Raw genomic sequence first — 21,809 nt, 5'->3', positions numbered from 1 at the left:
ACGCCGCCCTCATCTGCCTCGCCCGACGACGCTGCGACGTCCTCTACGCCATGCTCCGCAACCAGACCTACTACCAACACCCCACGGCATCAGCCGCTTGACAACTTCCATAGGGACACCCCCCCGGATGCCATGAACGGTCCGTTACTTGCAAATTCTGCAAGTAACGGACCGTTCATAGCGCTCTAAGGGACTACTTCGTCTTCGTGGCCGTCGAACGCGAAGCGGGCTTCTTGGCCGCTGTCGTCTTTGCCGCCGTCGACTTGGTCGCGGTGGTCTTCTTGGCCGCGGTCGTCTTGGCGGCCGCGGGCTTCCGCGCCGGAGCCTTACGCTTGGGCGCGGGGCCCTTCGCGCGCTTCTCCGCCAGCAGTTCGGCACCGCGCTCGGCGGTCAGTTCCTCGATGCTGTCCGACTTCCGCAGCGTCGCGTTGTACTCGCCATCGGTCACGTACGGACCGAAGCGGCCGTCCTTGACCACCATCGGCTTACCCGACACCGGGTCGTCGCCCAATTCCTTGAGCGGCGGCTTCGCGGTCGCGGACCGGCCACGTTGCTTCGGCTCCGAGTAGATCTTCAGTGCCTCTTCGAGCGTGATCTCGAAGAGCTGGTCCTCGGTCGTGAGCGAACGTGAGTCCGTGCCCTTCTTCAGGTACGGCCCGTAGCGCCCGTTCTGGGCGGTGATCTCGTCGCCGGATTCCGGGTCCTTGCCGACCACACGCGGAAGCGAGAGCAGCTTCAGCGCGTCTTCGAGGTTCATCGTCTCGATCGACATGGACTTGAACAGCGAACCCGTACGCGGCTTCGGCTGCTTCGCCTTCGCGGCCTTCTTCTGCGCGGCCGTCGCGGTCTCGGGAAGCGGCTCCGGCTCGGGCAGGAGCTCGGTGACGTACGGCCCGAAGCGGCCTTCCTTCGCCACGATCTCATGTCCGCTGACCGGGTCGGTGCCGAGCACGCGGCCTTCCTGCGGCGTCGCGAACAGCTTCTCGGCGAGTTCCAGGGTCAGCTCGTCCGGCGGCAGGTCCTCGGGCAGGTTCGCCCGTTGCGACGTGCCGTCGACCTCACGCTCGAGGTACGGGCCGTAGCGGCCGACGCGCACGACGACGGTGTGGCCGTCGGGGTCGCTGAACAGCGGGATCGAGTTGATCTCGCGGGCGTCGATGTCCTCGACACCCGAGCCGACCAGCTTCTTCAGCCCGCCGAGGCGACCGACGGAACCGTCGACGCCCATGTCACCGCCGAAGTAGAACTTCGACAGCCACTGCGTGCGGTGCTCGTCACCGGCGGCGATGCGGTCGAGTTCGTCCTCCATGCCGGCGGTGAAGTCGTAGTCGACCAGCCGCTCGAAGTGCCGCTCCATCAACCCGATCACGGCGAACGCGACCCAGGAGGGCACCAGCGCGGAACCCTTCTTCCACACGTAGCCGCGGTCCTGGATGGTCTTGATGATCGACGCGTACGTCGACGGGCGGCCGATGCCCAGCTCTTCGAGCTTGCTGACCAGGCTCGGCTCCGAGTAGCGGGCCGGCGGCGACGTGGTGTGCCCGTCCGGGCTCAGGTCGCCCGCGGTCAGCGCCTGGTCCTTGACCAGCTGTGGCAGTCGGCTTTGCTTGTCGTCCGCTTCGCCGCCGCTTTCGGTGTCGACGGCCTCGACGTACGCCTTGAGGAACCCGGCGAAGGTGATCGTGCGGCCCGAAGAGGCGAAGGTGCACTCCTCACCGCTGGTGGCGGTGCCGACGATGCGCACCGACATCGTGGTGCCCTTCGCGTCCGCCATCTGCGACGCGATCGTGCGCTGCCAGATCATCTCGTAGAGGCGGTACTCGTCGGTGTCCAGATCCTTCGCGACCTGGCCCGGCGTGCGGAAGACCTCACCGGAGGGACGGATCGCCTCGTGAGCTTCCTGCGCGTTCTTCACCTTGCGGGTGTACTGGCGCGGCGACGGCGAGACGTATTCCTTGCCGTACAGCTGCGTCGCCTGGCTGCGCGCCGCCGAGATCGCCGACTCCGACAGCGTCGTGGAGTCGGTACGCATATAAGTGATGTAACCGTTCTCGTACAGCTTCTGCGCGATCCGCATGGTGCGCTCGGAGGTGAACCGCAGCTTGCGGCCCGCCTCCTGCTGCAGGGTCGAGGTCATGAAGGGTGCGTACGGCTTCCGCGTGTACGGCTTCTCTTCGACACTCGCGACCTTGAAGTCGCGGTTCTTCAACGCCTCGGCGAGCCGGACCGCGTCGGCCTCGGCCAGCACGCGGATCTCGTTGTTCGAGGCCTTGAGCCGCCCGTCCGAGCCGAAGTCACGGCCGGTGGCCAGGCGCGCGCCGTCGACGGCGATCATCCGCGCCGGGAAGTTCCGCGGCGATGCCTCGGCGCCGGCGTCCATCGTCGCCGAGATGTCCCAGTACGACGCCGAGGTGAAGCGCATGCGCTCACGCTCCCGCTCGACCACGATCCGGGTCGCCACGGACTGCACTCGGCCCGCCGAAAGCTTCGGCATGACCTTCTTCCACAGCACGGGCGAGACCTCGTAGCCGTAGAGCCGGTCGAGGATGCGGCGGGTTTCCTGCGCGTCGACCAGGTCGCCGTCGAGCTCACGGGTGCTGTCGGCCGCGGCGCGGATCGCCTGCTCGGTGACCTCGTGGAAGACCATCCGGCGGACCGGGACCTTCGGCTTGAGGGTCTCCAGCAGATGCCACGCGATGGCCTCACCCTCGCGGTCGGGGTCCGTGGCGAGGTAGAGCTCGTCGACGTCCTTCAGGAGGCTCTTCAGCTCGGTGACCTTGGACTTCTTGTCCGGCGTGACGACATACAGCGCCTTGAAGTCGTTGTCGACGTCGACACCCAGCCGCGCCCACGACTCGCCCTTGTACTGGGCGGGCACGTCGGCCGCGCCACGGGGAAGGTCGCGGATGTGTCCGACGGAGGACTCCACGACGTAGTTGACGCCGAGGTACGGGGCGATCTTGCGGGCCTTGGTCGGCGACTCGACGATCACCAGCCGACGACGGCCCGCGCCGTCGTCCGACGCCGCGGTCTTCTTCGTCCGTGCTCCTGCCACGCTGTCCTGCTCTCCGCTCATCTTCGGCGCTTTCGCGCCGCCTCTCGACCCGTCAGTGTGCACGCTCGCACCACCCGGACCACGTCTAGGTGGTGCAACACGCCGCCGATCGTGTGTCCAGCGCATCGCCGCTGACCTCGCCGATGTTTCCTTTCAAGACCTAGCACGTGATGTCCGACACGTCCGCCCGGGGTACCGCGTGACGACGTGAACACCCTCCGTTCGACGGTGGTGGCCCCCTTCCGCCAACGCTTCACTTGATATCCACGCCGACCCGAAAGGACTCCACGTGACCCGACGACTCCTCGGCACACTGTTCGCCATGCTGACCGCCTCCGCCCTGGTCGGAGCCGCCCCGGCGGAAGCGGCCGCGACGACGTTCGCCGGAACCGTGGCGCTGTCGAACTGCTCCGGGTCGGTGGTCAAGCCGCCCGAAGCCAGCCTCGACGACCCCGCCCTCGTCCTTTCGAACGGGCATTGCCTCCAAGAAGGTTTTCCTGACCCTGGAGAAGTAATCGTCAATCAACCTTCGTCACGGACCTTCAGCCTTCTGTCCAAGGACGGCCGTTCGTCGCTCGGCACGCTCAAGGCGAAGAAGCTGCTCTACGCGACGATGACCGACACGGACGTCTCGCTCTACCAGCTCAACACCAGCTACGCCAAGATCCAGGCGACCTACGGTATCGCCCCGCTGACGCTCTCCTCGACTCGTCCGTCGGCCGGTGTCGCGATGGACGTGGTCTCCGGCTACTGGAAGAAAATCTACTCCTGCGACATCGACGGCTTCGTCCACGAGCTGCACGAGGCGGACTGGGTCTGGAAGGACTCGATCAGGTACACCCCGGCGTGCAAGACGATCGGCGGGACCTCGGGGTCGCCGATCATCGAGACCTCGACCGGCAAGGTCGTCGGCGTCAACAACACCGGCAACGAAAGCGGTCAGCGATGCACGATGAACAACCCGTGCGAGGTCGACGCGGCCGGGAAGGTGACCGTACGGAAGGGCATCAATTACGGGGAGCAGACCTATCAGCTGACCTCCTGCCTTTCGCGTAGTGAGCTGAACCTGACGAACCCGGACTGCAAGGCGCCGAGGCCCTGACCGGTGGCCTCCCGGATGAGATGAACGGGACTTTTATCTCAAGAGTGCAATGAAAGTCCCGTTCATCCCCTCTTGAAGCTTCAACCGGCGCGCACGACGGGCACCAGGCTCGGCCAAGCGGGTTCCGCCCCGGCGGGCGCGTCCCCGATCAGCTCCAGCACGTGCGCCAGTCGCCGCCGTCCGGTGACCCGCAGCAACGCCTCTTCACCCTTCGACGCTTTCGCCGGCACGCCCAGCTGGGCCAGCGCCGCGATCAGCCGCTCGTGCGTCTCCGGCGCCTCCGGATCAAGCGCGAGCAGGTAACCGTTGCCCTGGGGGCTCCCGCCGGCCAGCGCCCACATCCTCAGCATCGCTCCATCGAGCCGGAACCCGTCCGGCAGGACCTTCACCTCGCCCCGGCTCCACCGCCGCTCCAGCGGCAGCAGATCGACCCGGAACGGCGTTCTCACGAGTGGCCGCCCGCATTCGGCGGCCGAAACCTGCGCCTCGGCACCACGCCGACGGCATTCACGGGCGAGGGCACGCGCCCGCCACGGCTCGTCGACCACGGCGGACAGCCGCGCGGCCGTCCGCCCGAAGCCCGTCATCCGCCCGGGCCCGCACAGCACACCGGCGAGGTCGGCGAGCCCAGGCCCGCTCGCCTCCGCCGAGAAGAGCGAGATCGTCCCGTCCACCCCGACACAATAGAACACAGGTTCGAGTCATGGCCAGTGACAGCGCGGTGACTCAGCGAGGTTGCTTGACCAATTCCTGACAACCTTGGATCCGACTGCTCGCCGAAGCGAGCTGAGGCACGTCGTTAAGGCCCCTCAGGAGGTCGAGACGGTCGAGTTCGTCGAGCGAGGTCCTCGCGTCGCGAAGCGCCGTCTTCGTCGCTTCGGCGTCGGTTGAGGAGTCAAGACGGTGGCGGACGTCGTCGGCGCGGACGCGGATGCTGTCGAGCTGGGCGACGGCGGCCGTTCGCGAGGCGTCGCCACCGGCGACCGGAGACGGACCGAGGTTCTCGAGCGCGGCCAAGGTGCGGTTCAGTCCTTCGACCACCGAGGCCATCAGCTCACTGGAGGTCCGGGATGCCTGCTGGGGCGTGCTCGGATCGACGCTGGGCAACGTCGCCAGCGTCCGCACGAATCCTCCGGCCGCGCCGCAGTATCCCTCCGCCCAGGCAGAGACGGGGTCGGCCTGCGACGCGCTGACCGTCGCGAGGCCTTCTTGCCCGGCATGGGAAGTCACCGCGAGCTGCTGCCCGCACCCGGCGAGGCCGAGCCCGAAACCTGTTGCCAGCGCGGCAAGAACGGTGAACCGCGGCCGCACGAAAACACCTCCCGACCTGACGACTTCCCAGCTGGCCCCCGACGGTACCGATACCGGGGGGCATTGCAAATCAATGTGACGACAAGAAGGTCAGGAAGGCAGCTTCTTGCAGTTCGGTGCCTGCCCGGCCATCGCCTTCAGTGAAGCGTTCGTTTCCAGCTGCTGGAACGGGTCGGGCATGTCGTTGATGTCCGACCCGATCCGCCGGAACGCTAGCCCAGCCTGCGCCGTGGCCGCTTTGTCGTCCTTCGGCGCGGCGTCCAATTCGGTCTTCGCCGCGACGACCTGGTCCCGGATCGGCGTCAGCGCGTCGACGATGCTCTCGCGCGCGGCCTCGGCTTCCGCACTCGGCGCCGGGCCGAGTCCGTTCAGTCCGGTCACGGCGTTGTCGAAACCCGGGGCGAACACACGGAAGGCTTCGTCCATCGCGTTCCGGGCGTTCGCGACGTCACCCTGCTCGAAGTCGGGCATCCGGAATTCGCCGATCTTGGCGAAGTCGATCAGCGAACCGCAGAAGCCGTCCATCCACGAGCCTCCGGCGGCGGGCACAGGAGAAGGAGGCGCGGCGGCCGGCGTCCCGGCGCAGCCCGCCAGCAGGAAAGCGACGGCGAGCAGGGCGATCGAACGCCTCATGGCAGGGACTCCCCCGGATCGGGATTTCAGTGTGACGCGCAGAGATTAGCCTGCCCCGGACAGCCGCCGGGCCCGCCACGGAGAATCCGTGACGGGCCCGGCGCGCGATACTTTTCGGCGTTACGCCTTCGCTTCCGCGGGCGTGTCGGAGAGAACCGACTCGCGGCGCTTGGAAACGACGATCGCTGCCACGATGATCGCGACGGCGACCAGCGAGATCCCGATCCGGACGCCGACGTTGGCGTCCGGGCCGATCGAGAACTGCACGACCGCCGGGGCGATCAGCACCGACACCAGGTTCATCACCTTGATCAGCGGGTTGATCGCCGGACCGGCGGTGTCCTTGAACGGGTCACCCACGGTGTCACCGATGATGGTGGCCTCGTGCGCGTCCGAACCCTTGCCGCCGTGGCTTCCGTCCTCCACGAGCTTCTTCGCGTTGTCCCAGGCGCCACCGGAGTTGGCGAGGAAGATCGCCATCAGGGTGCCGGTCGCGATCGCACCGCCCAGGTAACCGGCGAGCGCGCCGGTGCCGAGACCGAAACCGACCGCGATCGGGGCGAAGACCGCGAGCAGACCGGGAGTGGTCAGCTCACGCAGCGAGTCGCGCGTGACGATGTCGACGACACGACCGTACTCGGGCCGCGTGGTGCCCTCCATGATCCCCGGGATGTCGCGGAACTGGCGGCGCACTTCGTAGACGACCGCGCCGGCGGCACGGGACACCGCGTTGACCGCGAGACCGGAGAACAGGAACACGACCGCCGCGCCGATGATCACACCGACGAGCGTCTCCGGGCCGACGATGTTCGCGACGAACTCCTTGCCGTCGCCGACCGCCTTGGTGATCGCGTCCTGATAGGACCCGAACAACGCCGTCGCCGCGAGGACCGCCGTGGCGATCGCGATGCCCTTGGTGATGGCCTTGGTGGTGTTGCCGACCGCGTCGAGCTCGGTGAGGATCCGCGCCGCGTCCTCGTCGACGTCGCCCGACATTTCGGCGATGCCCTGCGCGTTGTCCGAAATCGGGCCGAAGGTGTCCATGGCGACGATGACACCGACGGTGGTGAGCAGACCGGTACCGGCCAGCGCCACGGCGAACAGCGCGACACCGCCACCGACGAGGAAGGCTCCGAACACGGCCGCGCCGATGACCAGCGCGGTGTACACAGCGGATTCGAAACCGACTGAGATACCGGCCAAGATCACCGTCGCGGCACCGGTTTCCGACGACTTGCCGACCTCCTTGACCGGCTTGTACTCGGTGCCGGTGTAGTAGCCGGTGAGCTTGAGGATGATCGCGGCGAGCACGATGCCGATGATCACCGAGAGGGTCGCGATGACCGCGGGGTTACCCGACTTGCCAGCGAAGGCCTCGCCGAACTCGGAGAACGAACCGGGAAGGTAGACGAACGCCGCGATCGTCGAGAGCACCGCGGAAATGCCCGCGGAGATGTAGAACGAGCGGTTGATCGTGACCAGGCCGCCTTCGCCCACCTTGGCCTTGGTGATGTAGACGCCGATGACCGCGGTGATCACGCCGATGGCGGGGACGATGAGCGGGAAGATCAGGCCGTGCACGCCGAAGGCGGTGCTACCCAGGATCAGCGCCGCCACGAGCATGACCGCGTACGACTCGAAGAGGTCGGCCGCCATACCGGCGCAGTCACCCACGTTGTCACCGACGTTGTCGGCGATGGTGGCCGCGTTGCGCGGGTCGTCCTCGGGGATGCCCTGCTCGACCTTGCCGACCAGGTCCGCGCCGACGTCGGCGGCCTTGGTGAAGATACCGCCGCCGACACGCATGAACATCGCGATCAGCGCGGCACCGAAACCGAAGCCCTCCAACACCTTCGGGGCCTGTCCGGTGTAGACCAGGACGACCACCGCGGCACCGAAGAGGCCGAGGCCGACGGTGATCATGCCGACGACGCCACCGGTGCGGAACGCCAGGCGCATCGCCTTCTCACGACCGCCGGGCTCACGCGAAGCGGCCGCGACCCGCAGGTTCGCCTGCGTCGCCAGCCACATGCCGAGATAGCCGATCGCGAAGGAGAATCCCGCGCCGACCAGGAAGAAGATCGACCTGCCGATCTTCTCGTTCCAGTCATCGGCAGGCAAAGCGAAGAGCAGCACGAACACGATTCCCCCGAAAATCACGAGGGTGTTGCGCTGCCGTTTCAGATAGGCAGCCGCACCTTCCTGCACTGCCTTCGCGATGTCCTGCATCTTGGTGGTGCCCTGGCCCGCGGCCAGCACCTCCTTGAGCAGAACGTAGCCGATGACCAGTGCGGCAAGGGCGACCACGGCGATTACACCGACGATGGTGTAACCACCTCCGGAGAGCGTGAGTTCGCCCTCCGCGAGGAACTGCCGGGACATTCGTCCTCCTGGAGACGTCGCCGTTGACCAACGACGATCCGCCGAAGGAACCGGCGGCTCGCGCGCTGGCATGGGGATCTGAACCGAACGTCACGCTAGTCGCACTGCAAGGCACGTCTCACATGACGCTCGCCACAGACGGTGTGGATTGCGGGAGTGTATTGGTAGGGGGATGGAGGACGGCAAGGCGTCCCCGCCACCGCACGTTCCGTTACCTTGTGAGCCTGATCACTGTATCGATCATCCGCTCCCCCTTCCGGCGGCAGGCCCGTGCGACGGCGGCCGGTTTCTGTCGGGGTGCTGTGCGAAGCTCGGAAGGTGGACGGCACGGCGGAATTCGGTAAGGGGCGGCGGCTTCTCGACCGCGCGACGGCGGGGATCCCGGCTTCGCTGTACCCGGTCACCCATGTGGCCGAACTGCCCGCTCGTTCGGCGGATTCGGTGGACTGGCCGGAGTGGGCGGCCGCTCCGGTCGTCGAGGCGCTGACGGCGAGCGGTGTCAAGGCGCCGTGGCGACATCAGGCCGAAGCCGCGTCGCTGGTCCGCGAAGGCAAACACGTCGTGATCTCCACCGGCACCGCGTCGGGCAAGTCGCTCGCGTACCAGTTGCCGGTGCTCTCGACCTTGGTCGAGGACGAGCGGGTCTCCGCGCTGTACCTGTCCCCGACCAAGGCGCTCGGCGCCGACCAGTTGCGTGCCGTGTCCTCTTTGGACATCAAGAAGGCGCGGGCCGCGTCGTTCGACGGTGACACTCCGATGGAGGAGCGGGACTGGGTCCGCGCGCACGCGAACTGGGTGTTCACGAACCCGGACATGCTGCACCGCGGGATCCTCTCGTCGCACGCGCGCTGGTCCCGGTTCTTCCGCCGGCTCTCGTTCGTCGTCGTCGACGAATGCCACAGCTATCGCGGCGTCTTCGGTTCCCATGTGGCGCTGCTGCTGCGCAGGCTGCGGCGGGTCGCGGCGTACTACGGCGCTTCGCCGGTCTTCGTTCTGGCGTCCGCGACGACGGCCGACCCGGCGGCGTTCGCTTCGAAGCTGTCCGGGCAGGACTGTGTCCCGGTCACCGAGGACGGCTCGCCGCGTGGCGCCCGCACGGTCGCGTTGTGGGAACCCCCGCTGCTGTCGGAAATCTCCGGCGAGAACGGGGCACCGGTGCGGCGCTCGGCCGGCGCGGAGGCTTCGCGGATCCTCGCCGAACTGGTCATCGAGGGCGCCCGCTCGCTGGCGTTCGTCCGGTCGCGGCGCGGCGCCGAACTGACGGCGCTCAGCGCTCGGCGCATTCTGTCCGAAGTGGACGGCGCACTGGCGGAATCCGTTGCCGCGTATCGATCCGGATACCTGCCAGAGGAGCGCCGCGCGCTCGAAGCGGCGTTGCTGTCCGGACGGCTGCTCGGTGTGGCGACGACGAACGCGCTGGAACTCGGCGTCGACATCGCCGGGCTGGACGCGGTGGTGCTGGCCGGTTATCCGGGAACGCTCGCGTCGTTCTGGCAGCAAGCGGGCAGGGCGGGGCGCGCGGGCGACGCGGCACTGGTCGTCTTCGTGGCCCGCGACGATCCGCTGGACACCTATCTCGTGCACCATCCGGCCGCGATCCTGGACCGGCCGGTGGAGGCCGCCGTCCTCGACCCGTCGAACCCGTATGTACTGGCGCCGCAACTGGCCTGCGCCATCGCCGAACTCCCGCTGACCGAACCGGAGGTCGCGGCCTTCGGCGGCGACGCGGCGCGTGCCGTGCTCGCCGATCTGGTCAAGGAGAAGATCGTCCGGCGCCGCACGAGCGGCTGGTACTGGACTTCACGCGACCGGCCGCACGCCGACGTCGGCATCCGCGGTTCCGGCGGTGAGCAGATCGCCGTGGTGGAGGCCGATTCCGGGCGGATGCTCGGTACGGTCGATCCGGGCTCGGCCTGCTACGCGGTGCATCCCGGCGCGGTGTACCTGCACCAGGGTTCGTCCTACGTGGTCGACGAACTGGATCTGGAGACCGGGCTCGCCATGGTGCACGCGGAGGATCCGGACTGGACGACGTCACCGCGCGAGATCGTCGACATCAGCGTGCTGCGCACCGAAGAGATCCGGGTGCACGGCGGGGTCACGGTGAACCTCGGCGAAGTGTCGGTGAGTTCGCAAGTGGTCGGCTACCTGCGAAGACGCCTTTCGGGCGAGGTGCTGGACCAGACTCCGCTGGACCTGCCGGAGCAGAGCCTGCACACCCGTGCCGTCTGGTACACGATCTCGGCGGAGCTGCTCGGCGGTTCCGGGGGCCCCGGGGTTGCTGATGGTGTGGCGGGGATCGGGGGCCATCGGCCGGGGGCCGGGGTTCTGGAGCCGGTGGGGACCGGAGGCTCCTGGGTGGGGACCGGCGAATTTGGCGGGGCACCGGGGACGGGCGCCGAGTTGGATCCGGCGCGCGTCCCCGGTGCCCTGCATGCCGCCGAGCACGCGGCGATCGGCCTGCTACCGCTGTTCGCTACTTGCGACCGCTGGGACATTGGCGGGGTTTCTACCGCGTGGCACGAGGACACCGGGGAGGCGACGGTGTTCGTGCACGATGGCCATCCCGGGGGTGCGGGATTCGCCGATCGCGGGTTTGCCGCAATTGTCCCTTGGCTGGCCGCAACGCGGGAGGCGATCGTTTCCTGCGAGTGCCCGGCCGGCTGCCCGTCCTGCGTCCAGTCGCCGAAGTGCGGGAACGGCAACGATCCGCTGGACAAGGCGGGGGCTGTGGCCGTTCTGGACACCGTGCTCGGAGCGATGCGTCAGCACGGGTCGCAGTCAGGCCACTTGGTGGTTTGACATCGATGTGGCTTGAAATTGTGGTTGATCAGGCGGCGGTGGTCAGGGTCGCCACGGGGGTGGCGGCCTTGTCACCGGTCAGCGCGCGAACGAGCACGTCGTGCACGTCGGCGGCCTCGGGCAGCTGCCAGCCCCAGACCTCGGGCTTGACCCGCCAGTGCACGACACCGTGCTGGAACGGCGACGGGGGCAGCGGGATGTAGTCGTTCGCGCCGTGCCACTGGATCGAGGCGTGGTCGGCCAGCTCCCGCGGGATGCTCGCGGCGACGGTGGTGAGGAACAGCCAGCGACCGTTCGGCATCGCGACGATCGGGGCCGGGTGACCGGTGGCGCGCAGCAAGCGGGCGGCCGCCTTGCCGAGCTCGTCGTCGACCTCGATGGCGTCCAGCACGGTGCCAGTGGCCACGAGGAGGCTGTGCGTGTCGTCGCCGAACCAGGTGGCGACCTGGTGTGGGTGGGTTTCGGTCAGTTCACGCCAGTTGTCCTGCGCCGGGACGGGACGCCGCCAGGCAAGGTCGTCGCCGTCCGCGGTGATCGCGGCGGGCTCGGCACCCGGGAGCACCGGCCACCCACGCCATGCGAGGCCGATCGCCTCCGCCCGCATCTCGATGCGGAAGGCACCCCGCCAGCTGTCCGGCCAATTCGCGTCCAACATTACTGTCCCTGCCTCAGGTCAACTCTGTCCTGTGTGTGGCCACCCGGCGACCTTCTCGAAGTGGCGCACATCTCAATAAACGGCAAGTTGCACATCGGGAGAAGACCTCACGCGACAACCGGCGGTTACTCAGCGATGAACGTGCGGTAGTCCGACTCGACGGACCGAACGCGTATGCCCGGTTAACGGGCCTCGACGACCGGTACGGCGCCGTTCGGCGCAGCCGAACAGGGCATCCCGCCCTGGTGACCACGCTCACAACCAGCGGCGCGGGACCGTTCGGCGGAGCGCTGATCATGCCTTCGACCGCTCGCCGCACGTCAACGACCGCTGCTCGCGCCCGGCGGTACCCGCGCGTAGTACCGGCCGGTCACCGACGGGACGACCGTTCACCGTGCGACGTCCGTCACGGTGGCCTGTCGGCCGGCCCCGCTCTGGCCCGTGCCTCCGCCCGCCCGGCGGCCGCCAGGTGTCCGGACTTCTCTGACCGGACCTCGACCAGGGCGTCGCCTCGCTCCCACCGGCAGGTCAGCAGCGTGACCGACATCCGGACGGCGACCTGGCGGGCCCGCTCGCAGGCCGCACCGGGACCGTCCGTCGCGTACGAGGCCGCGGCGAGCGCCGCCAGATCGGCCGCGGCTTCGGTGTGGTGCCGGGTCGTGACGGCGGCGCCGATCCAGAAGGTGAACGCCGCCGCGCAGACCAGGAGGGCGACGATCGAGGCGGTCCACACGGTCGCGACGCCGCGATCGTCCCCACTCACAGCCCTGCTCCTGGCTCGGCTATCGCGAAGGCGTGAGAACGCAGCCGGATGCCCGGCAGCAGTCCGGCCACCGGTTCGACCTCGACGCCGGCGGTGATGGAGTCGCCTTCGCGGACGACGTCCAGCCGTGCGCCGGACGGCGCGATCTCCCGCACCGCCTGTTCGGCGCGGGCGGGCTGGCCGCGGGCGAGGAGCCGGGCGGCCTCGCGGGCCGCGTCGGTGCAGCGGAGCTGATCGGCGGCGACCCCGATCCCGGCCAGCAGCAGTGCCGAGACGAAGGTCAGCGCGACGATGCCGAGCGCGGCTTCCACCGTGACGGACCCGCGGTCACCGCCGGGCATCAGAACTTCACCGACAAGGCCCGCTCGATGAGCGCGGTGAGCCCGGCGACGACGGCCTCACTGTTGACGATCAGGTAAAGGACGCCTGCCAGCGCGGCGGCGGCCAAGGTGGCGATGGCGTATTCGACCGTCGCCATGCCGTCGTCGCCGCGGAAAGGGGGGAACTTGTTCATGGGATCGCCTTTCGATCAGAGGATGCCGTCGAGACGACCGGCCAGGCCGAGCACGACGGGCAGGACGCCGAGGCACAGGAACGCGGGGAGGAAGCAGAGGCCGATCGGCGCGGCCAGCAGCACTCCGGCCCGTTCGGCACGTTCCTCGGCCTCGGTGGAGAGCGATTCACGCAACCGGCGCGAGAGGTCCTTCGCGTGAGTCGCGAGCGCGGTGCCCGCCCTCGCCGTGCGGACGGCGGCGACGGAAAGTTCTGTCAGACCGGGCCGATCTCGGACCGGCGTCCAGGCTTCGGCGGGTTCGACGCCCAGGGCGAGGTGTGACGCCACCGAACGCAGAGCCTCCGCGGTCTTCGGTGACGCGGACGGCACGACGGCCTCGAGCGCGACGGGCACCGGCAACCCGCCTGCCAGGCACGCGGCAAGTTGATCGAGAGTGGCCGCGGACCGGAGGAGCTCAGAGACGCCTTTGTCCTGGGCCGCCCGTTCCCGAAGCCACGTGAGAAGACGTCCCGGCCGGGCGGCAGCCCCAGGACCGACGCGTGGCCAACAGAAGACGGCACCACCCAGGAGGATCAGCGCCGCTCCGGTCAGCACGGCGCCACCCGCCCGGTGAGGGCCCGGCACCAGGCCGTTCCCGCCCAGATCAGCCCGCTGCCCACGACGAGCAGCAACTGACCGGCGCCCGTCCCCGTGAGGACACGAAGCGGGCTCGCCCCCATCGCCTCGCCGAGCAGCAGGCACACCAGCGGGAGAACGGCGAGCACGGCGGCGCTCGCCCGGGGACCGGCCATCTTGGCTTTGAGACGACGGCGGAAGCCGATCTCCGCCTCGGCGTCCCGTCGCGCGGCGTCGAGCACGTCGGCCATCGGAAGCCCGAACCTGCTCGCGAGCGCCCACGCGTTCACCAATGCCGGTGGCGCGTCCGGATCGGCCGTCTCACCACCGAGCCTGGCCGCCGCGATCAGCCCGCGCAGCCGTCCGGACGCCGCGGGCAACGCTTCCGCGGCGGCTTCGGCCGCCGTCACCGGATGGGCGCCCGCCCGGAGTTCGCCGATCATCGTCCGCAGCACGGACGCGGCGAGTTCGGCTTCGGCCAACGCCGCCTTCGCCCGTGTCCGCCACCGGTGCTCCTGGCGGACCGTCAAGGTGAGCACCAGCGTCGCCAGTCCCCAACCGATCCCGAAAACCGGCACGACGAGCAACGCTGGCAGCGGCCACCACCCCGCACGAGCGGCCTGAGGAAGGCGCCAGACGTTCGGAGTGCCCGCTACCGATCTCGGCCAGCAAGCCAGCCCGGCGCCGACGGAGAAGAGGAACCAAGGGCTCATGCCGCCATCTCCTCGAACGGTGTCTCGTCGCCGATCCAGTGACCCTTGCTCCAGACCGGGACGACTTTGGCCTCGCCACGCAGTGACCGCAGCACGCCGACCTCGTCCAGCCGCCGGATCCCGCTCGGCAGGCGGCGCATGTGCAGGACCACCCGCACCGCCGCCGTCAGCTGGCTGTGCAACGCGTCCCGTTTCAGCCCGCCGAGCGCGGCCAGCGCCTCCATCCGCGCCGGGACCTCCGACGGCGAATTCGCGTGCACGGTGCAGGCTCCGCCCTCGTGCCCGGTGTTCATCGCGTTGAGCAACGCGCACACCTCGGCGCCACGCACTTCGCCGACGACCAGGCGGTCCGGGCGCATGCGCAACGCCTGCCGCACCAAGTCACCGAGCCCGATCTCGCCCGCGCCTTCGACGTTGGCCGGGCGGGCGATCAGGCTGACGAACTGTGGATGGTCCGGTTGCAGTTCGCCGGCGTCCTCGACGCAGATGATGCGTTCGGCCGGGGGCACCGCACCGAGCAGCGCGGAGAGCAGGGTCGTCTTGCCTGCTCCGGTTCCGCCGGACACCAGGAACGCGAGCCGTCGACGGATGACCGAATCGAGCAGGTCCGCGCCGCCGGCGCCGAACACCCCACGCAAACGCAACGCGGCGAGGTCATGGGTGGCCGGCCTCAGAACGCGGAGCGAGAGGGAGGTCCCGGCCGGCGCGATCGGCGGGAGAACCGCGTGCATCCGGATCCGGCCGTGCGGTCCGACGCCGGGAAGCCAGCAGTCGGCGAACGGTTGGGAGTCGTCCAGCCGCCGCCCGCCGGCGAGGGCGAGCCGCTGGGCCAGCCTGCGGACGGCTTCCTCGTCCGCGAAACGGACGTCCGCCTTTTCGAGGCCCTCGCCCTTGTCGGTCCAGACCTCGTCCGGAGCGGTGACGAGAACGTCGGTGACGCCGGGCTTCTCGAGCAGCCGCGCGAGCGGACCGGCACCGACGAACTCGTCGCGCGCCAGCCGGACCGCGCCGAGGACGGCGTCCTGACCGAGCGCGCCGCCGGCTTCGGCGCGGACGGCCCGCGCCACGCTCACCGGATCCGCCGGAACCGCCGATCCGGCCAGCCGCCGCCGGACCCGCTCGACCAGATCGTCGGTCATCGCGCGGCACCGGCCAGATTCCCGCGCGCTGCCGCGAGGACCTCGGCGGCGGCCGTCGCCAGGTGCCCGCGATGCTTCAGGACGAACTCGCCGCGGTCGAGGGCAGCCGACAGGTACCGCTCGCGGCCCATCGACGTGATGAGCGGGGCGCCGACGGCGTCGGCGATCTCCTGCGGGACCAGCCCGGCGGGCGACGGCCCCCGGACGGCGACGCCGATCCGGGCCGCGTGGGGTTCGAGCCTGGCGAGGACCTGTTTCGCCGCCGAGCAGGCACGGAGTTCCGCGGGGACGACGACCACGACCAGATCGGCAAGCCCGACGACGGCGGACGTTTCGGCGCCGAAATATCTCGGCAGATCGCAGACGACCGTCCGCCCCGCCCGCCTCCCGGCGCCCAAGACGCCCTCGATCGCGTCCGGCCCGGGACCACGGCCTTCCCTGCCATAGGACACAAAGGACAGTGAGCCGGTCGCGCACCGTTTTCGCGGCAGGGCTTCGCTCAACGCCGTCATCGACACCCTGCCGCCGAGGTCGAGTTCCGGCCAGCGCGGTCCTCGATCGCGTTCGGCGGCGAGGAGGACGTCGATGCCGCCGCCGAGCGGATCGCAGTCGACGAGCAGCCCGCCGCTCCCGGACTTCTCGGCCTGGTACGCGACGGCGGCCGCCAGCACGGAGGCCCCGGCGCCGCCCCGCCCGCCGATGACCCCGATGACGACACCGTCGTCACGCGCCGGCCCGTCCACGACGTCGGCGAACGCGCCGATGAGGTCGCCTTCCTCGTCCGGCAGCGAAAGGACCTTCTCCGAACCGGTGTTGAAGGCGCGCTCCCATGTCACCGGCGTCGGCGCGCCCTTGCAGACGAGCAGGACCTTGTTCCGCCGCAGCAGGCGGTTCGGCGTGCTCGCGGCCTCTTCGTCAAGCACAACGAGCGGCGCGCGGGCCCACCGCCCGCGAGCGGCGTCCAGATCGGGTGCGCGTTCGACCTCGCAGCCCGCGGCCGCGGCCACGCGAAGGATCTCGTCGAGCAGGATGTCGTCTCCCGCGACGACGAGAGGATGTTCCTCGGTCATGTCTCCCCCTGGTTTCGGTCGGGCTCGGATCTGTGCCTCCACGGTCGCCCCGGTTCCGTCCGCGCACAACGCCATTCCGCCCCACCTGTGGACAACCGGGGTGTTGTGGACAACTCAGCCTCGGGAAACCTGTTCCCCGCCGTTTCTGTCGGCCCCCTCTGGCACACTCCCCAGCTTTTCCACAACGAACACGCCCTCTCCGTTTCGGTCCGACCGGTAACGAAAAGGGTTGAGGGTAAAGAAATTTCCCAATACCTGCCGGATCGGCCTTGTCCTGGCGAGGTTTCCGCAGCCGACAAGGTCTGAACCATTGGCGGGGCGGGAAGTTAAAGGGCGGCCCCCGCCAGGGGGGAGGGACGGGGGCCGCCTGGGGTTCAGCCCCGGGGGGTCGGACTGAACCTGGCCCGGTGCGACACCGGACAATCTCACTGTAACTCCGATACCGGCCCGCTGCGGTCGGCGCCGGTACCCACAATTCGATAACGGCACGACGCGCCGAATCCGGTGCGCGGTCATGAATTTTCCATCGCCGTATCCCGATCGTGGTCGACCGACGGGCGAGCCGCCGTCCGGCTCTCCTATCCTTGGCGGGTGGCCCAATCCAGCACGACACCGAGCCCGGTCGCGGCGTTCTTCGATCTCGACAAGACGATCATCGCGTCCTCGAGCGCGCTGGCCTTCAGCAAGCCTCTTTTGCGCGAAGGCCTTATCAATCGCCGAGCCGCGCTTCGCAGCGCGTATGCCCAGCTCGTCTTCTCGCTCGCGGGTGCGGACGCGGCGAAAACGGAGCGGATGCGAGCCGAGGTTTCCGCGCTGTGCACCGGATGGGACGTCGCACAGGTGTCCGCGATCGTCCGCGAAACACTGCACGACGTGGTCGACCCGCTCGTCTACGCGGAGGCCGCGGAACTGATCACCGCGCACCGAGCGGACGGTCATGACGTCGTGGTGCTTTCGGCGACCGGTGAGGAGGTCGTCGCCCCGGTAGCCGAAATGCTCGGCGCGACGCGCAGCGTGGCCACGCGGATGAAGATTGTGGACGGCCGATACTCCGGCGAAGTCGGTTTCTATTGCTACGGCGAGAACAAGGCCGTCGCCGCGAAGCAACTCGCAGCCACCTACGGCTACGACCTCACTCAGTGCCACGCGTACACCGACTCGAGCACCGACATCCCGCTCCTCGAGGTCGTCGGAAGGCCGCACGCGGTCAACCCCGACCGCTTCCTGCGCAAGCACGCGACCGAACAGGGCTGGGAGATCCTCACGTTCGAGCACCCGATGTCCCTGCGGACCCGGATCCCGGCGAAGTCGGCCGGGCTGGTCGCGCTCGGCGCCGTCGCCGCGGGGGCCACCTGGTACGGCTACAACCGGCGCAAGCGCACCCGCTGAGCACGCACCCACACGGCGGTGCCGAACCGGTTTTCGCAGCCAGGGCGGCGAATTGTCCGTCGCGGAGGGTGCCCGTGTCACCAGATCGAGCCTCTGTACCGGTGCACCCGTCTGCGTACTTGAAGTGACCCGGCTCACGGCGTAGAAAGTAGGTGCGGACGTTCGGTCGGCCAGGGAACAGGTAGAAGAGAAGCCTGTTCCACCCCGGCGAATCTCCGTGTGCGGACACCGGGTACCCACGCGCAGCGCGCCGCGGGAGGCTCGTCGTCTAGGGACTGCGTACCGGGACGCCGGACGCCGAGTCCATGAAGGTACGACCAGAGTTGCACGCTTGGTCGCCCGAGTGGTCCGCACCGACTGGTGGCGCCCGCCTGCTTCAGGCCGACGGGCGCCACCAGTGTTTTGCCCCCGCTCTCCGGCGTGACCGGCCCGTTCGCGTCCCTTTGTGTATGAACGGACCGATCGCGGGGGTGGCCGATGGACAAGCAAAGTGCTCGTGGGTAGCTTCCGAATATCAGTGCTTCCAGGTGGACTTCTTTCCACCTGAGAGTCAGGCACGAATCTGGGAGGCTTGAGGTGACGACCCGAACCGCGCACGCCCGTCATCGGAGGATCCATGCGCTCGCCCTGCCCCTCGCGGGCCTGCTCACCCTCGCCGTCGCAGGCGTTCCGGCCGCCGCGCAGCCGGTGACCGCGGACGCCGAGGCACAGAAGGCACTGCGCGGGCTGAGCCTGGAGGAGAAGGTCGGCCAGCTGTTCGTCACGTGGGTGAACGGGAAGTCCGCCGACGAGGTCAACACCAAGAACAAGGCCGATTTCGGAGTGGACACTCCCGCGCAGGTGATCGAGAAGTACCACTTGGGCGGCGTCATCTACTTCAACAACGACAGCCGCGACAACTTCGACGACCCGGTGCAGGTCGCCAAGCTGTCGAACGGGCTCCAGCGGGCGGCCGTCCGCAGCGGTGCCCACATCCCGTTGCAGATCGCGACCGACCAGGAGGGCGGCACGGTCACCCGCATGGGTGCTCCCGCCACCGAACTGCCGAACGCGATGGCGATCTCGGCGGGCCGTGACGCCAAGGCCGCGCAGGAGGCCGCCCGGATCCTGGGCCACGAACTGCGCGCCGTCGGCATCAACCAGGACTTCGCCCCCGACGCCGACGTGAACTCCAACCCGGCGAACCCGGTGATCGGCGTCCGTTCCTTCTCGGGCCGCCCGGAGCTGGCGAGTCAGTTCGTCGGGGCACAGGTCAAGGGCTTCCAGGACTCCGGGCGTCGCAGTGAGACGGTGTCCGCCGCCGCGAAGCACTTCCCCGGGCACGGCGACGCGGCCACCGACAGTCACCTCGAACTGCCCAGGATCGACCGGACCGAGGCCAGCTGGCGCGAGACCGACGTGCCGCCGTTCAAGGCCGCCATCAAGGCGGGTGTCGACTCGATCATGAGCGCGCACATCCAGTTCCCCAGCCTCGACCCGTCGGGCGAGCCCGCCACGCTGTCGAAGCCGATCCTCACCGGCAAGCTGCGCGGCGAACTGGGTTACCGGGGTGTCGTCGTCACCGACTCGCTCTCGATGGACGCCGTGCGCGAGATGCACACCGACGCGGAGATCCCGGTACTGGCGCTCAAGGCGGGCATCGACCAGCTGCTCATGCCGGTGAACCTCGACCTCGCGATCAACTCGGTGCTCGACGCGGTGCGCAAGGGTGAACTGACCGAGCGGCGCATCGACGAGAGCGTCCTGCGGGTGCTCAAGCTCAAGTTGAACCGGGGCATCCTGACCTCGCCGTTCGTCGACCCGGCCAAGGTCGCTTCGAAGGTCGGCACCCCGGCCAACCTCGCGACCGCGCAGGGCATCGCCGACCGGTCGGTCACCGCGATCCGCAACGACGACGGCCTTCTGCCGCTCAAGCAGCAGCCCGCGAAGACGCTCGTGACCGGCTGGGGCGTGAGCACGACGACGATGCTGGCCTCGAAGCTCACCGCGCACGGCACGCAGGCGACCGCGCTGCAGACCGGCCAGACCCCGACCGACGCGCGGATCGCGCAGGCCGTCGCGGCGGCGGAGAACGTCGACCTCGTCGTGGTGCTGACCAACAACATCGGCACGTATCCGTTGCAGGGCAAGCTTTTGAAGGCGCTGACGGACACCGGGAAGCCTGTCGTCGCGGTCGCCGCGCAGATCCCTTACGACGCCGGCTATGAAAACCCGGTCAAGACCTGGCTCGCGACCTACGGCTACATCACGCCGTCGGTCGAGGCGCTGGCCAAGGTGATCCTCGGCAAGGTGCAGCCGCGAGGCAAGCTGCCGGTGGACGTCCCGGCGGGCAAGGACGTGGGCACGGTGAAGTACCACTTCGGCCACGGGCTGACCTGGTGAGTCTCAACCGCCGCCACTTCCTCGCCGCCGGCGCGCTCGCGGTCCCCACCCTGACGGCGGGGTCCTCGGTCGCGCGGGCCCAGCCCCAGGCCGAGGCACCCGGCGAGAGCAAAGGTCCCCCGCTCACCCGCACCGGAGCGGACGTGCTCGCCGCCCGTGGCTGGGCGCCGCTGTCCGGCCGCAAGCTCGGCGTGCTGTCGAATCCGACCGGCGTCCTGGCGAACGGCGACCACATCGTCGATTCGATGGTCGCCGCCGGAGTCCGCCCGCTCGCCGCGTTCGGCCCGGAACACGGCTTCCGCGGTAGTGCGCAGGCCGGAGGCTCCGAAGGCGACTACACCGATCCCCGCACCGGCGTACCGGTGTACGACGCGTACGGCGCCGACGCGGCGAAGCTCGCGGGAATGTTCACGAAGGCGGGCGTCGACACGATCGTCTTCGACATCGCGGACGTCGGCGCGCGCTTCTACACCTACATCTGGTCGCTGTACACGGCGATGGTCGCGGCGGCGAAGGCCGGCGCGGCGGTGGTCGTGCTGGACCGGCCGAACCCGCTGGGCGGCGAGGCGGCCGGGCCGATGCTGAATCCGGCGTACGCCTCGGGTATCGGCCGGAAGCCGATCGTGCAGCAGCACGGCATGACCGTGGGGGAGCTGGCGCGGTTCTTCGCGGCCGAGTTCCTGCCCGTCGAAGGGGTCACGCCGGGCAAGCTCGAGATCGTCGAAGTCCGTGCCTGGCGGCGTGATCAGCTCTTCGACCGCACCGGGCTGACCTGGGTGCCGCCGAGCCCGAACATGCCGACGCCGGACACCGCGCTCGTCTATCCCGGCACCGGGATGTTCGAGGGCACCGTGTTCTCCGAAGGCCGCGGCACGACGAGGCCGTTCGAGATCATCGGCGCGCCGGGCCTCGATTGGCGCTGGCGCGAGAAGCTCGGCGAACTACGGCTTCCCGGGGTGAAGTTCCGTGAGGCGTACTTCGTGCCGACGTTCGGCAAGTTCGTCAACGAACCTTGCGGCGGCGTGCAGGTGACGATCACGGACCCGCGGGGGTTCGACGCCATCCGCACCGCGGTCACCATGTTCGTCACCGCGAAGCAGGTGCATCCGGACAAGTTCAAGTGGCGGCCCGACAACTTCCTCGACAAGCTCTCGGGTTCCGACAGGCTGCGCCTGATGATCGACAAGGGTGCCGGAGTCGACGAGATCGTCGGGTCCTGGCAGGCGGAACTGGCCGAGTTCGACCGGAAACGCCGTCGCCATCTCCTTTACCGCTGAAGGGAAC

At 69.0% G+C, this 21,809-nt stretch carries 18 protein-coding genes; 5 read left to right on the top strand and 13 right to left on the bottom strand.

The window, feature by feature from the left end; all coding sequences use genetic code 11:
* Positions 1 to 193: 193 nt before the first annotated feature.
* Positions 194 to 3,076 (bottom strand): type I DNA topoisomerase, encoded by a 2,883-nt coding sequence (topA, locus tag ACM6LU_RS08810; protein WP_414937032.1) that lies wholly within the window; start codon positions 3,074 to 3,076, stop codon positions 194 to 196.
* A 268-nt stretch (positions 3,077 to 3,344) separates the two neighbouring features.
* Here topA and ACM6LU_RS08805 point away from each other — a divergent pair, with 268 nt between their 5' ends.
* A complete protein-coding gene (locus tag ACM6LU_RS08805) occupies positions 3,345 to 4,157 on the top strand; it encodes a S1 family peptidase (protein ID WP_414937031.1) in 813 nt (270 codons plus the stop codon).
* Between the two features lie 80 nt (positions 4,158 to 4,237).
* Here the strand turns inward: ACM6LU_RS08805 and ACM6LU_RS08800 are convergent, their stop codons facing one another.
* The 4 genes from ACM6LU_RS08800 to ACM6LU_RS08785 form a co-directional block, all read right to left on the bottom strand.
* Positions 4,238 to 4,831, bottom strand: coding sequence for a hypothetical protein (locus ACM6LU_RS08800; RefSeq protein WP_414937030.1), 594 nt, complete (start codon positions 4,829 to 4,831; stop codon positions 4,238 to 4,240).
* Between the two features lie 52 nt (positions 4,832 to 4,883).
* Positions 4,884 to 5,468 (bottom strand): hypothetical protein, encoded by a 585-nt coding sequence (locus tag ACM6LU_RS08795; RefSeq protein ID WP_414937029.1) that lies wholly within the window; start codon positions 5,466 to 5,468, stop codon positions 4,884 to 4,886.
* A gap of 90 nt (positions 5,469 to 5,558) precedes the next feature.
* Positions 5,559 to 6,101 carry a hypothetical protein gene (locus ACM6LU_RS08790; RefSeq protein WP_414937028.1) on the bottom strand — a complete coding sequence of 181 codons (543 nt, stop codon included), beginning with the start codon at positions 6,099 to 6,101 and terminating at the stop codon, positions 5,559 to 5,561.
* Between the two features lie 120 nt (positions 6,102 to 6,221).
* Entirely contained in the window at positions 6,222 to 8,483 is a 2,262-nt protein-coding gene (locus tag ACM6LU_RS08785; RefSeq protein ID WP_414937027.1) for a sodium-translocating pyrophosphatase, read from the bottom strand.
* 318 nt (positions 8,484 to 8,801) lie between these two features.
* On the opposite strand from ACM6LU_RS08785, the gene ACM6LU_RS08780 reads away from it, so the two are divergent.
* Positions 8,802 to 11,285 carry a DEAD/DEAH box helicase gene (locus tag ACM6LU_RS08780; protein WP_414937026.1) on the top strand — a complete coding sequence of 828 codons (2,484 nt, stop codon included), beginning with the start codon at positions 8,802 to 8,804 and terminating at the stop codon, positions 11,283 to 11,285.
* Positions 11,286 to 11,313: 28 nt separating this feature from the next.
* On the opposite strand, the gene ACM6LU_RS08775 is transcribed toward ACM6LU_RS08780, so the two are convergent.
* The 8 genes from ACM6LU_RS08775 to ssd all read right to left on the bottom strand — a co-directional run bounded on the left by ACM6LU_RS08775 (position 11,314) and on the right by ssd (position 16,754).
* Positions 11,314 to 11,940 (bottom strand): bifunctional DNA primase/polymerase, encoded by a 627-nt coding sequence (locus tag ACM6LU_RS08775; protein WP_414937025.1) that lies wholly within the window; start codon positions 11,938 to 11,940, stop codon positions 11,314 to 11,316.
* 406 nt (positions 11,941 to 12,346) lie between these two features.
* Complete coding sequence (locus ACM6LU_RS08770) at positions 12,347 to 12,703, bottom strand: Rv3654c family TadE-like protein (protein WP_414937024.1); 357 nt, start codon at positions 12,701 to 12,703, stop codon at positions 12,347 to 12,349.
* A complete protein-coding gene (locus ACM6LU_RS08765) occupies positions 12,700 to 13,044 on the bottom strand; it encodes a TadE family type IV pilus minor pilin (protein WP_414937023.1) in 345 nt (114 codons plus the stop codon). Before ACM6LU_RS08765 ends, ACM6LU_RS08770 begins: the two co-directional genes overlap by 4 nt.
* The gene (locus ACM6LU_RS08760) at positions 13,044 to 13,217 is read right to left on the bottom strand and encodes a DUF4244 domain-containing protein (protein WP_414937022.1); all 174 of its coding nucleotides are present in this window, start codon (positions 13,215 to 13,217) and stop codon (positions 13,044 to 13,046) included. Before ACM6LU_RS08760 ends, ACM6LU_RS08765 begins: the two co-directional genes overlap by 1 nt.
* Before the next feature lie 15 nt (positions 13,218 to 13,232).
* A complete protein-coding gene (locus tag ACM6LU_RS08755; protein ID WP_414937021.1) occupies positions 13,233 to 13,811 on the bottom strand; it encodes a type II secretion system F family protein in 579 nt (192 codons plus the stop codon).
* Complete coding sequence (locus ACM6LU_RS08750) at positions 13,805 to 14,545, bottom strand: type II secretion system F family protein (RefSeq protein ID WP_414937020.1); 741 nt, start codon at positions 14,543 to 14,545, stop codon at positions 13,805 to 13,807. The genes ACM6LU_RS08755 and ACM6LU_RS08750 overlap by 7 nt, the downstream gene beginning before the upstream one ends.
* The gene (locus tag ACM6LU_RS08745; RefSeq protein ID WP_414937019.1) at positions 14,542 to 15,684 is read right to left on the bottom strand and encodes a TadA family conjugal transfer-associated ATPase; all 1,143 of its coding nucleotides are present in this window, start codon (positions 15,682 to 15,684) and stop codon (positions 14,542 to 14,544) included. The genes ACM6LU_RS08750 and ACM6LU_RS08745 overlap by 4 nt, the downstream gene beginning before the upstream one ends.
* Positions 15,681 to 16,754 carry a septum site-determining protein Ssd gene (gene ssd, locus ACM6LU_RS08740; protein ID WP_414937018.1) on the bottom strand — a complete coding sequence of 358 codons (1,074 nt, stop codon included), beginning with the start codon at positions 16,752 to 16,754 and terminating at the stop codon, positions 15,681 to 15,683. The genes ACM6LU_RS08745 and ssd overlap by 4 nt, the downstream gene beginning before the upstream one ends.
* 591 nt (positions 16,755 to 17,345) lie before the next feature.
* On the opposite strand from ssd, the gene ACM6LU_RS08735 reads away from it, so the two are divergent.
* The 3 genes from ACM6LU_RS08735 to ACM6LU_RS08725 all read left to right on the top strand — a co-directional run bounded on the left by ACM6LU_RS08735 (position 17,346) and on the right by ACM6LU_RS08725 (position 21,802).
* Positions 17,346 to 18,143, top strand: coding sequence for an HAD family hydrolase (locus ACM6LU_RS08735; protein WP_414937017.1), 798 nt, complete (start codon positions 17,346 to 17,348; stop codon positions 18,141 to 18,143).
* 576 nt (positions 18,144 to 18,719) lie between these two features.
* The gene (locus ACM6LU_RS08730) at positions 18,720 to 20,525 is read left to right on the top strand and encodes a glycoside hydrolase family 3 protein (RefSeq protein ID WP_414937016.1); all 1,806 of its coding nucleotides are present in this window, start codon (positions 18,720 to 18,722) and stop codon (positions 20,523 to 20,525) included.
* Entirely contained in the window at positions 20,522 to 21,802 is a 1,281-nt protein-coding gene (locus ACM6LU_RS08725; RefSeq protein ID WP_414937015.1) for an exo-beta-N-acetylmuramidase NamZ domain-containing protein, read from the top strand. Before ACM6LU_RS08730 ends, ACM6LU_RS08725 begins: the two co-directional genes overlap by 4 nt.
* The last annotated feature ends 7 nt before the right edge of the window (positions 21,803 to 21,809 follow it).

The sequence above is a fragment of the Amycolatopsis sp. cmx-11-51 genome, from assembly GCF_047608665.1.
GTDB lineage: Bacteria > Actinomycetota > Actinomycetes > Mycobacteriales > Pseudonocardiaceae > Amycolatopsis.
The sequence above is the reverse complement of the archived record's forward strand: the minus strand, read 5'-3'. Positions and strand labels throughout refer to the sequence as shown.